Here is a 12,506-nt window from a genome sequence, read left to right as displayed (position 1 = left end):
CCATGCCAGCAGGTGAGCACCAGATCGTCGTCGTCGCCAACCGCCTCCCGGTCGACATCTCCCTCGCCCCCGACGGTTCCGTCGAGGCGACCCGCTCACCCGGCGGGCTCGTCACCGCACTGGCGCCGGTCATGCGCGAGCACGAGGGTGCCTGGGTCGGCTGGGCGGGCAGCCCCGACCTCTCGCTGGACCCGTTCGACTCCGACGGGATCCGGGTGTGGCCGGTGACGCTGACGGAGCAGGAGGTCAACCAGTACTACGAGGGCTTCTCCAACGGCACCCTGTGGCCGCTGTACCACGACGTCATCGTCCCGCCGGAGTACCACCGGCAGTGGTGGAACGCCTACGTCGCGGTCAACCGGCGCTTCGCGGCCGCCGCCGCCGAGGCCGTCGCCGAGGGCGGCACCGTGTGGGTGCACGACTACCAGCTCCAGCTCGTCCCGTCGGTGCTGCGCATGCTCCGCCCCGACGTGCGCATCGGGTTCTTCAACCACATCCCCTTCCCGCCGGTGGAGATCTTCACCCAGCTGCCCTGGCGTCGGCAGGTCGTCGAGGGTCTGCTCGGTGCCGACCTCATCGGCTTCCAGCGCGCCGGCGACGCCGCGAACTTCATGCGCGCCGTCCGCCGCCTCACGCCCCTCACCACCAAGGGCAACACGGTGACGGTCGGTGCCCGCTGGTCGCGTCCCGAGCGCCAGGTGCGCGCCGGGGTCTTCCCCATCTCCATCGACACCAAGTCCTTCGACGCGCTGGCCGCCAGCGAGCCGGTGCAGCGCCGCGCCGTCGAGATCCGCAACGAGCTCGGCAGCCCCGACGTCCTGCTCCTCGGCGTCGACCGCCTCGACTACACCAAGGGCATCCGGCACCGGCTCAAGGCGTTCGGGGAGCTGCTCTCCGACGGCCGGGTGACGCCGCCGGAGACGACCCTCGTCCAGATCGCCAGCCCTTCGCGCGAGCGCGTCGACCAGTACCGCCAGCTGCGCGACGAGATCGAGGTGACCGTCGGGCGGATCAACGGCGACTACGGCGTCCTCGGCAAGCCCGCGATCCACTACATGCACCACTCCTACCCCGCCGAGGAGATGGCGGCCCTCTACCTCGCGGCCGACGTCATGCTCGTCACCTCGCTGCGCGACGGGATGAACCTCGTCGCCAAGGAGTACATCGCCGCCCGCGGCGACCTCGGCGGCGTCCTCGTCCTCAGCGAGTTCACCGGCGCCGCCGACGAGCTCGGCCAGGCGCTGCTCATCAACCCCCACGACATCGACGGCACGAAGACGGCGATCATGCGGGCGATCGGGATGGAGCCGCGCGAGCGGCGCCGTCGGATGCGCGCGCTGCGCCGCCGGGTGCTGGAGCACGACGTCCAGCGCTGGGCGGGGGACTTCCTCGACGCACTGTCTGCCCGAAGGAGCGAGTCATGAGCACGACCGAAGACCCCGGGGTCCCCGGCCCGGGCGTCGACGCCCCGCTGTTCGTCCAGCACCTCGCCGAGGAGCTCGACCAGGCGCTGCGCCGACTCGCCGCGCGCCCCTCGGTCCTCGTCGCCCTCGACTTCGACGGCGCGCTCGCCCCGCTCGTCGACGACCCCTCCCGGTCCCAGGTGGTGCCCGCCGCCGCCGAGGCGCTCGCCCGCCTCGACGCGCTGCCCGGCATCCACCTCGCGCTCGTCTCCGGGCGCGAGGCGACCGGGCTCGTCGCGATCGCCGAGGTGCCCGCCGGGACGCGCGTCGTCGGCAGCCACGGCGCCCAGCGCGGACACGTCGGGATGACGGCCGAGCAGACCCGCGAGCTCGTCGCCGAGCCGCTCGTGCTCACCGCCGAGCAGGAGGCCCTGCACGCCGCCGTGCTGCGCGAGGCGCGCACCCTCGCCGAGCGCTACGAGGGTGCCTGGGTGGAGGTCAAGCCGGTCTCCGTCGTCGTGCACTCGCGGCTCGCCGGCGCGCAGGACGCCGCCGCCCTCACCGAGGAGGTGCTCGCCGGGCCGGCCACCCGGCCAGGCCTGCGCGTCCAGCACGGCAAGGACGTCGTCGAGATGGCCGTGCTCCACACGACCAAGGGCGACGCGATCGCCGAGCTGCGCGCCGACGTCGCCCCGTCCGCGGTCCTCTTCGCGGGTGACGACGTCACCGACGAGGACGCCTTCGCCGTCCTGGGCCCCGACGACGTCGGCATCAAGGTGGGCGACGGGCCGACCGCGGCGCAGTACCGGGTGGCCGACCCGGACGAGCTCGCCGCCGTGCTCCTGCGCCTCCTGGAGCTGCGCGAGTCGGTGTGACCCGCCACACAAGGCAGGACCTAGGCCACGTCGCCACATTCCCGCCTGTGCGACACTGATGACGGCTCGGACCCGGCGACCACCGGTCGGCGGGGCCGGACCAGTGTCAAGGCAGACACCTGACACTCTTCACAACGGATCGTCCGGCACGTACCTGCCGGTGAAGGGAAACGACCAACGATGGCATCAGTCACGTTCGACAAGGCCACACGCACCTACCCGGGCACCGAGCGCCCGGCGGTGGACGCTCTCGACCTGGAGATCGCCGACGGCGAGTTCCTCGTCCTCGTGGGCCCCTCCGGCTGCGGCAAGTCCACCTCCCTGCGCATGCTCGCCGGGCTCGAGGACGTGAACTCCGGGCGCATCCTCATCGGTGACCGCGACGTCACCGACATCCAGCCCAAGGACCGCGACATCGCGATGGTGTTCCAGAACTACGCGCTGTACCCGCACATGTCCGTCGCGGACAACATGGGCTTCGCGCTCAAGATCGCCGGCAAGCCGAAGGCCGAGATCCGCCAGCGGGTCGAGGAGGCTGCCAAGATCCTCGACCTCTCCGAGTACCTCGACCGCAAGCCGAAGGCGCTCTCCGGTGGTCAGCGTCAGCGCGTCGCCATGGGCCGCGCGATCGTCCGCCAGCCGCAGGTGTTCCTCATGGACGAGCCGCTGTCGAACCTCGACGCCAAGCTCCGCGTCCAGACCCGCACCCAGATCGCCTCGCTCCAGCGCCGCCTCGGCGTCACGACCGTCTACGTCACGCACGACCAGACCGAGGCCCTCACCATGGGCGACCGCATCGCGGTCCTCAAGGACGGCGTCCTCCAGCAGGTCGGCACCCCGCGCGACATGTACGACCGCCCGGCCAACGTGTTCGTCGCCGGCTTCATCGGCTCCCCCGCGATGAACCTCGGCACCTTCCACATCCAGGACGGCGCCGCCGTGCTCGGTGAGGCCCGCGTCCCGCTGAGCCGCGCGACCATCGACGCGATGGGCGCCGACAGCAAGGGCGAGGTCATCGTCGGCTTCCGTCCCGAGTCCCTCGACCGCGTGTCCGCGGGCACCGAGGGCGCGATCCCGGTGACCGTCGACCTCGTCGAGGAGCTCGGCTCCGACGCGTTCGTCTACGGCCGCCTCGCGGGCTCCAAGGAGCTGGCCGAGCACATCTCCTCGGGCGCCGGCGACGCGCAGATCATCGTCCGCATCGACCCGCGCGAGGTGCCGATGAAGGGCGAGACCGTCTACGCCCGCATCCGTCCCGGCGAGCAGCACAACTTCGCCGTCACCACGGGTGAGCGTCTTCCCGACTGACCCGAAAGTCGCACATGCAGGGGCGGGCCCGTAGCGTCGGGTCCGCCCCTGCATCATGAGGAGCACGATGCCTACCTCCCTTGAGATCACCGCGGCGCGGCTCGATCCCGCCCTCCTCGACCTCCCGTGGGAGATCCCGCTGGAGGAGTGGCCCGAGTCGGTCCTCGCGGCGCTGCCGCGCGGCATCTCCCGTCACGTCGTGCGCTTCGTGCGGCTGTCCGGCCGGGTCATCGCGATCAAGGAGATCGGGGAGACCGTCGCGTTCCACGAGTACGAGATGCTCCGCAACCTCAACCGGCTGCAGGCTCCCTCGGTGCAGCCGCTCGCCGTCATCACCGGCCGGTCCACGCCGCTCGGCGAGCCGCTGGACTCCGTGCTCGTCACCGAGCACCTCCAGTTCTCCCTGCCCTACCGCGCGCTGTTCTCCCAGTACCTGCGGCGCGACACCGCGACCCGGCTCATCGACGCGCTCGCCGTCCTCCTCGTGCGGCTGCACCTGCTCGGCTTCTACTGGGGCGACGTCTCGCTGTCGAACACGCTCTTCCGCCGCGACGCCGGCGCCTTCGCCGCCTACCTCGTCGACGCCGAGACGGGCGAGTTCCAGCCCACGCTCACCGTCGGCCAGCGCGAGTACGACCTCGACCTCGCACGCACGAACATCATCGGCGAGCTGATGGACCTCCAGGCCGGCGGTTTCGTCTCCGAGGAGGTCGACACCATCGAGGTCGGCAACCGGATCGTCGAGCGGTACACCGCCCTGTGGCAGGAGCTCACCTCCTCGGAGTCCTTCGAGAACGGCGAGCGTTGGCGTGTGTCCGCCCGGATCCACCGGCTCAACGAGCTCGGGTACGACGTCGGGGAGCTGTCGATGACCACGGACGTCGACGGCACCCGCATCCAGATCCAGCCCAAGGTCGTCGACGCCGGCCACCACCACCGCCGCCTCATGCGACTCACCGGCCTGGACGTCCAGGAGAACCAGGCGCGCCGCATGCTCAACGACCTCGACGCCTTCCGCGCCGCGACCGACCGGCAGGGGGAGGAAGAGGAGTTCGTCGCCCACGACTGGCTCGCCCGTGTCTTCGAGCCCACCGTCCGGGCCATCCCGCGCGAGCTGCGCGGGAAGCTCGAGCCGGCCGAGGTGTTCCACGAGGTGCTCGAGCACCGCTGGTTCATCTCCCAGCAGCAGCAGCGCGACGTCCCGCTGCCCGACGCCGTCGCCTCCTACATCGACAACGTCCTGCGCCACCGGCCCGACGAGCGCGCCGTCCTCGACCCCGGCGCCGACACGGAGACGATCCCCCGGATCGAGTTCTAGCCCTCCGTAGCGCGTCCCGGGCGCCTGCCCGCGCCGATCCTGCCACCAAGTCACCGACACGCCGCCGCCACGCCGTCGGGGCAGCGCTTCCCGCGCTCCGGCGGCGGACTTGGTGGCAGGTTCCGGTCGCCGTCACGCCCGGCCGAGCACCTCGAGGACGGCGCGGACGACCGTCGCACTGTCGGTCATGACGTCCTCGTAGGTGAACCGCAGCGGGAGGTACCCCTTCGCGATGAGCACCCGGTCGCGGCGCCGGTCCTCCCGGTACTCCACCCGCCCGGAGTGGTAGGAGAAGCCGTCGCACTCGACGACGACGTGCCCCTCGACGACGAGGTCGACCTCCCCCACCCCGGCGATGGTGACCGCCGGGTCGACCTGCAGGCCGGCCTCCTCCAGCGCCAGCCGGGCGAGTGTCTCGATGCCCGACCGGCTGCCCGGACGACACCGCGCCAGCGCCGCGAGCGCCGCCGGACTCCCGGGCCCGGTGAGCGCACGGGCCACCTCGTCCGTGGTGACGAGCCGCTTGGTGAGGGCGGAGTCGACGGTGACGGCCGCCAGGTCCGCCGGCAGGCAGCGCAGCACGCGGGCGAGGACGAGGTCGAGCGGGGCGAGGGGCAGTCCGAGGTCTGGCGGCGCCGACCACCAGCGCTCGCGGTGGACACGAGCGGGAAGGGCAACCTGCCGTACGCCGCGCGCCCTGGGCAGGGCGACGTGGGGGCGCTCGGGCGGGTGCATGACCCGCAGGCCGTAGAACGCGGCGGCGCTCACGCAGGTGACCGTGCCGCCGAGGCGGCGGGCGGCCACCACGGCCGGGTCCGCGCCGGCCGTCGCGAGCCAGCCTGCGCCGAGCTCACGCAGGACGCCGGTGGCAAGCCCGTCGGCCAGGGCACGGCGGTCGGCCGCGGTGCGCACGAGCTGGGACCGCTTGGCCGCGCCCCCCAAGTGCCAGATCCGGTCCGTCACGTCCATCACCCGATGGTGCGACCGGCGCGCCCGGAGCCGGGTCGCGCGCGCCCCTCCCTGTGTGCCCCTCGCCGCGAACGGGCCCCGTGCAGCACCCCGGCACCCCGGGGCGCCGCAGTTACGACACCGCGGCGCCGTCCGACCGCCCAAACCTGCCACCAAGTCACCCTCGGAGGCCGTGGAACCACTCCCCCGGCGGCGTGTCGCGCGCGTGTCCCCGACTTTGTGGCAGAACACGCGGCACGGGGCGTCCGGCGCGCTCCGCCCGCACGTGGAGGGCGAGTCCGCCTGACCGGCGGCAGGAACCTGCCACGAAGTCGTCTCAGATGGCCCGGGAAGCGCTCCCTCGGCGGCGTGTCGCTGGCGTGTCGCCGACTTGGTGGCAGGAAACGCGCGCCGGACGCCGCCGGGGCGCGGCACGCGGCACGGGCCGCGTCAGCGGGTGGCGCGGATGCGGGCGATCTCGTAGAGGCTGATGCCGGTGGCGACGGCGGCGTTGAGGGACTCCACGCGCGAGGAGATCTCGATGCCGGCGATCGCGTCGCAGGTCTCGCGCACGAGCCGGGACAGCCCCTTGCCCTCGGAGCCGACGACGACGACGAGCGGCTCTGTGGCGAGCTCGAGGTCGCTCACCGAGGTGGACGCCTGCCCGTCGAGGCCGACGACGAAGCAGCCGGCCTTCTTGTAGTCCTGCAGCGCCCGCACGAGGTTCGTCGCCCGGGCGACGGGCACGCGGGCCGCGGCTCCGGCGGACACCTTCCACACGGTGGCGGTGACGCCGGCCGCGCGGCGCTCGGGCACGACGACGCCGTGCACCCCGAACGCCCCGGCGGACCGCAGGACGGCGCCGAGGTTGTGCGGGTCGGTGACGCCGTCGAGCGCGACGATGAGCGGCGGGCCGCCCGCGACGCGGTCGAGCAGCGCGGCCGGGTCGGTGTACTCGTAGGGCGGCACCTGGATGGCGATGCCCTGGTGGTTGGCGCCGTCGGTGAGCTTGTCGAGCTCACCCTTGGTCGCCTCGACGAGCGGCAGGTGGCGCGCGGTGACGGTGCGCAGCACCTCGCTGAGCCGGTCGTCGGACTCGGCGCGGGCGGCGAGGTAGACCCGCTCGACCGGCGTCCCGGCGCGCACGACCTCGAGGACGGCGTTGCGCCCGGTGACGAGCTCGAGGTCGGGCGTCGTCTGCCGCTGCGGCTGGGCGCGCCTGGGCTGACGCTCGTCACGCTTGGCCGCCGCTGCGGCCCGCTTGGCCGCCGGGTGGTACTCGCGCTCGGTCGCCTTGGGCGTGGGTCCGCGGCCCTTGAGGCCGCGTCGCCGCTGCCCGCCGCTGCCGACCTGGGGGCCCTTCTTCGACCCTGCCTTGCGCACCGCGCCACGACGCTTGGAGTTGCCTGCCATCAGCGCGTCCCTCCTAGTTGCCACCGGGCACCGTCCGGCGAGTCCTCGATGATGATCCCTGCGTCCTGGAGCTGGTCGCGAAGGGCGTCGGCCCGTGCCCAGTCCTTGGTGCGGCGCGCCTCGGCGCGCTCGGCGAGCACGGCCGGCACGAGCGCCTCGAGGGCTGCTCGCGCCGTGTCGTCGGGCCCGCTCGAGGTGGCCCAGGGGGCCGCCAGCGGATCAAGGCCCAGGACGTCGAGCATCGAGCGTACCTGGAGCTGGGCCTCCCGCACGACGCCGTCCTCCCCCGCGACGAGTGCGTTGTTGCCCACCTTCACCTGCTCGTGGACGACGGCGAGGGCCGCGGAGACGTTGAGGTCGTCGTCCATCGCGGCGACGAAGGCCTCGGGGAGGGCGGAGAGCGGACGGCTCGTGACCTCCTCGGCGCCCACCGCCCCGACCCGCTCGACGGCGCGGGCGACGAACCCGGAGATGCGCTCCCAGGTGCTCCTCGCCTCGGCGAGGGAGGCCTGGGAGAACTCCACGGTGGAGCGGTAGTGGACGGTGCCGAGGGCGAAGCGGAGCACGACGGCGGGGACCTGGCGGAGCACGTTGGCCACGACGAGCGAGTTCCCCAGGGACTTGCTCATCTTCTCCCCGCCGACGGTGACCCACGCGTTGTGCATCCAGTGCTGGGCGAAGGCGTCACCGGCGGCGCGCGACTGGGCGAGCTCGTTCTCGTGGTGGGGGAAGCGCAGGTCGATGCCGCCGCCGTGGATGTCGAAGGACTCCCCGAGGTAGCGGTGGGCCATCGCGGAGCACTCGAGGTGCCAGCCGGGCCGCCCGCGCCCGAAGGGGGTGTCCCAGGCGGCCGACTCGGGCTCACCGGGCTTGGAGGACTTCCACAGCGCGAAGTCGCGCGGGTCGCGCTTGTCGGTGGCCTCCTCCTCCTCGACGGTCGACATGTTCTCGATGCGCTGGCGGGTGAGGGCGCCGTACTCGGGGAAGGAGCGGACGTCGAAGTAGACGTTCGCGCCCTCGCCCTGGTAGGCGTGCCCGCGCTCGACCAGGCGCTCGACGAGGGAGACCATCTCGGTCACGTGGCCGGTGGCGCGCGGCTCGTAGGTCGGACGCAGGACGCCGACGGCGTCGTAGGCGGCGGTGAACTCCTGCTCGAAGCGGTAGGCCCACGCCCACCACGGCACGCCGGCCTCGGCGGACTTGGCGAGGATCTTGTCGTCGATGTCGGTGACGTTGCGCACGAGCGTCACCTCCATCCCCCGACGACGCAGCCAGCGGACGAGGACGTCGAAGGCGATGGCGGAGCGCAGGTGGCCCACGTGCGGCGCGCCCTGGACGGTGGCACCGCACAGGTAGATGCTCACCCGTCCGGGGACGAGGGGCACCAGCTCGCGGTCCGACCGGGTGGCGGAGTCATGAAGTCGCAGGCTCACGCCCCCAGGCTACCGGCGTGTCGCCCCAGGGCCGGAAGGACCGAGTTCCGGGGGCCACGGGGCGCTACCGTTCGCGGGTGAGCACATCGTCGGTGACCTCGACCCCGCGCCCCGCGCGCCGTCGCTTCGGCTGGCCGGTCTACGCCTGGAGCCTGTGGGACTGGGGCTCGGCGGCGTTCAACGCCGTCATCACGACGTTCGTGTTCACCGTCTACCTCACGAACAAGGACCTCTTCGGTGCGGGCGCCGCGCAGAAGCTGGGCTGGGTGCTCGCCGGGGCGGGCGCGCTGGTGGCGATCTGCGCCCCGGTCGCCGGCCTGCGCTCGGACCGCTCCGGACGACGGACGTTCTGGCTGGGGTTCAACACGATGGCGGTCGTCGTCATCTCCGCGGCGATGTTCCTCGTCCAGCCCGACCCGGGCTACCTGTGGCTCGGTCTCATCCTCCTCGGCGCGGGCAACATCTTCTTCGAGCTCGCGTCGGTGAACTACTACGCGATGCTCGGCGACCTGTCGACGCCGTCGACCGTGGGCCGGGTGTCGGGGCTCGGCTGGGGCCTGGGGTACATCGGGGGCATCGTCCTGCTCCTCATCGTCTACTTCGGCCTCATCGAGCCCGACGTCGGCGTCTTCGGGATCACGTCGGAGAACGGCATGGACGTGCGGGTGACGACGCTCGTCTGCGCGGTGTGGACGCTCGTGTTCTCCGTCCCCGTGCTGCTCACCGTGCGCGACGACAAGTCCGCCCGCGGCACGCTTCCCCGCCTCGGTGTCACCGGCTCCTACAAGCTGCTCGTCACCTCGGTGCGTCGGGTGTGGCGCGAGGACCACCACACGGTCTACTTCCTGCTCGCCAGCGCGGTCTTCCGCGACGGCCTGGCCGGGGTGTTCACCTTCGGCGGCGTCATCGCCGGGACCGTCTTCGGCTTCGCCGCCGGGGAGATCATCATCTTCGGCGTCGCCGCGAACCTCGTCGCCGGGGTGGCGACGATCGCGTTCGGTGCGCTCGACGACCTCCTGGGCCCCAAGCGGGTGATCATCGGCGCGCTGGTCGCGATGATCGTCGCCGGGCTCGGCGTCTTCCTCCTCCACGACCGCGGCGCCGTCGTCTTCTGGAGCCTCGGCCTGGTGCTGTGCGTGTTCGTCGGCCCCGCGCAGTCGGCCTCGCGGACCTTCCTCGCCCGGCTCATCCCCAAGGGCAAGGAGGGCGAGCTCTTCGGCCTCTACGCCACGACGGGGCGGGCGGTGAGCTTCCTGGCGCCGGCGATGTTCTCCCTCGCGATCACGCTCGGCGCGGCGGTCTCGGGCGTGCCCGTCGGGGACGCGGACCACTGGGGCATCCTCGGGATCTGCCTCGTCCTCGCCGTCGGCCTCGCGCTCCTCCTGCCCGTGAAGGTCACGCTGCGCAGCGAGAGCGCTCTGCGCGAGCCGCCGCTCACCTGAGCCGCACTACGCTGACGGGCATGCTGCCACGCACCGGGATCGGGACCGACGTCCACGCCTTCGCCGCCGCAGGCAGCGGGCGCCCGCTGTTCGTCGCGTGCCTCGAGTGGCCGGGCGAGGTGGGCCTCGAGGGCCACTCCGACGGCGACGTCGCGGCCCACGCGGCGTGCGACGCGCTGCTCTCGGCCGCCGGCCTGGGGGACCTCGGGTCGCGCTTCGGCACCTCCGACCCGCGCTGGGCGGGGGCGTCGGGCGCGCAGCTCCTCACCGAGACGGCCCGGCTCGTGCGCGAGGCCGGGTTCACCATCGGGAACGTCGCCGTCCAGGTCGTCGGCAACCGGCCGCGCATCGGGCCGCGGCGCGAGGAGGCGGCCGCGGCGATGACGGCGGCCCTCGGTGCCCCGGTCAGCCTCTCGGCGACGACGACGGACGGCCTCGGCTTCACCGGCCGCGGCGAGGGTCTGCTCGCGATCGCCACCGCGCTCGTCGCGCGCTGAGCCGTACCTCAGGAGCGGTCGAGCAGCCGTTCTGCGCGGTCGAGGTCGGCGGGGGTGGTGATCTTCAGCGCCGCGTCCTCGCCCGGGACGACGTGCACCTGCTCGCCGAGCAGCTCGACGAGGCCGGCGTCGTCGGAGACGGCGGTGCGCTCGTCGCCGGCCCGGTCGGCGGCGGCGCGGTGCGCCCGCTCGAGCAGGTCGCGGGTGAAGCCCTGCGGCGTCTGGACCGCCCGAAGCGCGGCGCGGTCCGGCGTCTCGACGACGACCTCCCCGCCGTCCGGCAGCGCGAGGACGCGCTTGACCGTGTCGGCGACGGGCACGCCCGGCACGACGGCCCGGCTGCCGTCCTCGAGGGCGGCGACGACGCGGCGCACGAGCCCGGGCCCGGCGAGGCAGCGGGCGGCGTCGTGGACGAGGACGAGCCCGGCGCCCGGCGCGACGTCGTCGAGCGCGGCCAGGCCGGCGGCGACGGAGGCCTGCCGGGTGGGGCCGCCGGTGACGACCTCGACGGGCACCTCGGTGCCGGGGACGCGTCCACCGGGGAAGAGTCCGCGCACCTGGTCGAGGTGGTCACCCGGGCAGGTGACGACGACGCCGTCGACGACGCCGGAGGCCGCGAGCCCGTGCGCGGCGCGGACGACGAGCGGGGTCCCCGCGAGCGGGACGAGGGCCTTGGGCAGCGCGTGCCCGAGGCGGGTGCCGGAGCCGGCAGCCGTGAGGACCGCGGCGCAGCGCACCTGGGTCAGGAGGCCAGGACGTCGTCGAGCATGGCCTCGGCCTTCTCCTCCTCCGTGCGCTCGGCAAGTGCGAGCTCGGAGACGAGGATCTGGCGGGCCTTGGCGAGCATGCGCTTCTCACCGGCGGACAGGCCGCGGTCCTGGTCGCGACGGGACAGGTCCCGGACGACCTCGGCGACCTTGATGACGTCACCGGAGGCGATCTTCTCGACGTTCGCCTTGTAGCGGCGCGACCAGTTGGTCGGCTCCTCGGTGTACGGCGCGCGCAGCACCTCGAACACCCGCTCCAGGCCTTCCTTGCCCACGACGTCACGCACGCCCACGAGGTCGACGTTGTCGGCCGGGACCTCGATGGTGAGGTCTCCCTGGGCGACGCGAAGCTTGAGGTAGAGCTTCTCCTCGCCTCTGATGACCTTCTTCGAGATTGCCTCGATCAGGGCTGCTCCGTGGTGGGGGTAAACAACGGTCTCACCGACGGTGAAGGTCATGGTGGCAAGGCTCCTTGGTCGCGAGGTTCCGATTTTAGCACGGTGAAATGCCGCCATTCCGGAGATGTGGCACGGTCGTGGGACCTCCCCGACGGGCCCCTTCGGACCCCCGTGACGGCGCATACCACGCCCGCGGGCCGGTAGCCTGGGACCAGGACAACTGACGAAGGAGATCGTTTTGGCCCGCTCCCACCGCCTGCTCCGGGGGGCCGCTGTGATCGGCGCCTCGCTGCTGGTCGCAAGCTGCAGCGCGATGACCCCGATCCAGACCGCCGAGCTCTACAACGCCGGCGACGGCGTGCGGGTCGAGGTGTCCGACGACGTCCGGGTGGAGAACCTCATGGTCCTCACCGACGGGGAGGGTGGCGAGGGCCTGGTGTTCGGGGCGCTCGTCAACGACTCCGCCGAGGAGGTCCTCATGTCCGTGGCCATCGGTGACGGTGGCATCCAGCTGCCGGTCCTGCCCGACGGCTCGGTGCTCCTCGGCAGCGAGGAGCTCGTCGTCATCCCGCAGACCCCCGCGGCCCCCGGTGGCATGGTCGAGGCCGTCGTCGAGGTCTCCGGCTACGGCGTCTTCGAGGTGCTCGTCCCGGTGCTCGACGGCACCCTGCCGCAGTACGAGGAGTACGCCGGCTGACGGGCCG

12 protein-coding genes are annotated in these 12,506 nt (G+C 72.8%); 7 read left to right on the top strand and 5 right to left on the bottom strand.

Annotated elements, in window-relative coordinates:
* Positions 1–2 precede the first annotated feature (2 nt).
* The 4 genes from FE251_RS01185 (at position 3) to FE251_RS01170 (ending at position 4,904) form a co-directional block, all read left to right on the top strand.
* A complete protein-coding gene (locus FE251_RS01185) occupies positions 3–1,424 on the top strand; it encodes an alpha,alpha-trehalose-phosphate synthase (UDP-forming) (RefSeq protein ID WP_139072787.1) in 1,422 nt (473 codons plus the stop codon).
* Positions 1,421–2,278, top strand: coding sequence for a trehalose-phosphatase (gene otsB, locus FE251_RS01180; protein ID WP_139947474.1), 858 nt, complete (start codon positions 1,421–1,423; stop codon positions 2,276–2,278). Before FE251_RS01185 ends, otsB begins: the two co-directional genes overlap by 4 nt.
* Before the next feature lie 180 nt (positions 2,279–2,458).
* Positions 2,459–3,586 carry an ABC transporter ATP-binding protein gene (locus FE251_RS01175; RefSeq protein ID WP_139072785.1) on the top strand — a complete coding sequence of 376 codons (1,128 nt, stop codon included), beginning with the start codon at positions 2,459–2,461 and terminating at the stop codon, positions 3,584–3,586.
* A gap of 67 nt (positions 3,587–3,653) precedes the next feature.
* Positions 3,654–4,904, top strand: a complete 1,251-nt coding sequence (locus FE251_RS01170) for a DUF4032 domain-containing protein (protein WP_139072784.1) — start codon at positions 3,654–3,656, stop codon at positions 4,902–4,904.
* Positions 4,905–5,036: 132 nt separating this feature from the next.
* On the opposite strand, the gene FE251_RS01165 is transcribed toward FE251_RS01170, so the two are convergent.
* The 3 genes from FE251_RS01165 to cysS all read right to left on the bottom strand — a co-directional run bounded on the left by FE251_RS01165 (position 5,037) and on the right by cysS (position 8,698).
* Positions 5,037–5,873, bottom strand: a complete 837-nt coding sequence (locus FE251_RS01165) for a DUF559 domain-containing protein (RefSeq protein ID WP_139947471.1) — start codon at positions 5,871–5,873, stop codon at positions 5,037–5,039.
* A gap of 429 nt (positions 5,874–6,302) precedes the next feature.
* On the bottom strand, positions 6,303–7,265 hold the full coding sequence (gene rlmB / locus FE251_RS01160; protein WP_139072782.1) for a 23S rRNA (guanosine(2251)-2'-O)-methyltransferase RlmB: 963 nt from the start codon (positions 7,263–7,265) through the stop codon (positions 6,303–6,305).
* Complete coding sequence (gene cysS, locus FE251_RS01155) at positions 7,265–8,698, bottom strand: cysteine--tRNA ligase (protein ID WP_139947469.1); 1,434 nt, start codon at positions 8,696–8,698, stop codon at positions 7,265–7,267. The genes rlmB and cysS overlap by 1 nt, the downstream gene beginning before the upstream one ends.
* A gap of 77 nt (positions 8,699–8,775) precedes the next feature.
* Between cysS and FE251_RS01150 the strand changes: the two genes are divergently transcribed.
* On the top strand, positions 8,776–10,140 hold the full coding sequence (locus FE251_RS01150; RefSeq protein ID WP_139072780.1) for an MFS transporter: 1,365 nt from the start codon (positions 8,776–8,778) through the stop codon (positions 10,138–10,140).
* A 20-nt stretch (positions 10,141–10,160) separates the two neighbouring features.
* On the top strand, positions 10,161–10,637 hold the full coding sequence (gene ispF / locus FE251_RS01145; protein ID WP_139947467.1) for a 2-C-methyl-D-erythritol 2,4-cyclodiphosphate synthase: 477 nt from the start codon (positions 10,161–10,163) through the stop codon (positions 10,635–10,637).
* A gap of 8 nt (positions 10,638–10,645) precedes the next feature.
* On the opposite strand, the gene ispD is transcribed toward ispF, so the two are convergent.
* The gene (ispD, locus tag FE251_RS01140) at positions 10,646–11,374 is read right to left on the bottom strand and encodes a 2-C-methyl-D-erythritol 4-phosphate cytidylyltransferase (protein WP_139072778.1); all 729 of its coding nucleotides are present in this window, start codon (positions 11,372–11,374) and stop codon (positions 10,646–10,648) included.
* A gap of 5 nt (positions 11,375–11,379) precedes the next feature.
* Positions 11,380–11,862: a CarD family transcriptional regulator gene (locus FE251_RS01135; protein ID WP_139072777.1), complete on the bottom strand. Its 483-nt coding sequence runs from the start codon at positions 11,860–11,862 to the stop codon at positions 11,380–11,382.
* Between the two features lie 253 nt (positions 11,863–12,115).
* Here FE251_RS01135 and FE251_RS01130 point away from each other — a divergent pair, with 253 nt between their 5' ends.
* Complete coding sequence (locus tag FE251_RS01130; protein ID WP_139072776.1) at positions 12,116–12,499, top strand: hypothetical protein; 384 nt, start codon at positions 12,116–12,118, stop codon at positions 12,497–12,499.
* The last annotated feature ends 7 nt before the right edge of the window (positions 12,500–12,506 follow it).

The organism is Georgenia wutianyii (assembly GCF_006349365.1).
Taxonomy (GTDB): domain Bacteria; phylum Actinomycetota; class Actinomycetes; order Actinomycetales; family Actinomycetaceae; genus Oceanitalea; species Oceanitalea wutianyii.
Note: the sequence above shows the minus strand (reverse complement) of the source record. Positions and strands in the feature narration are given on the sequence as shown.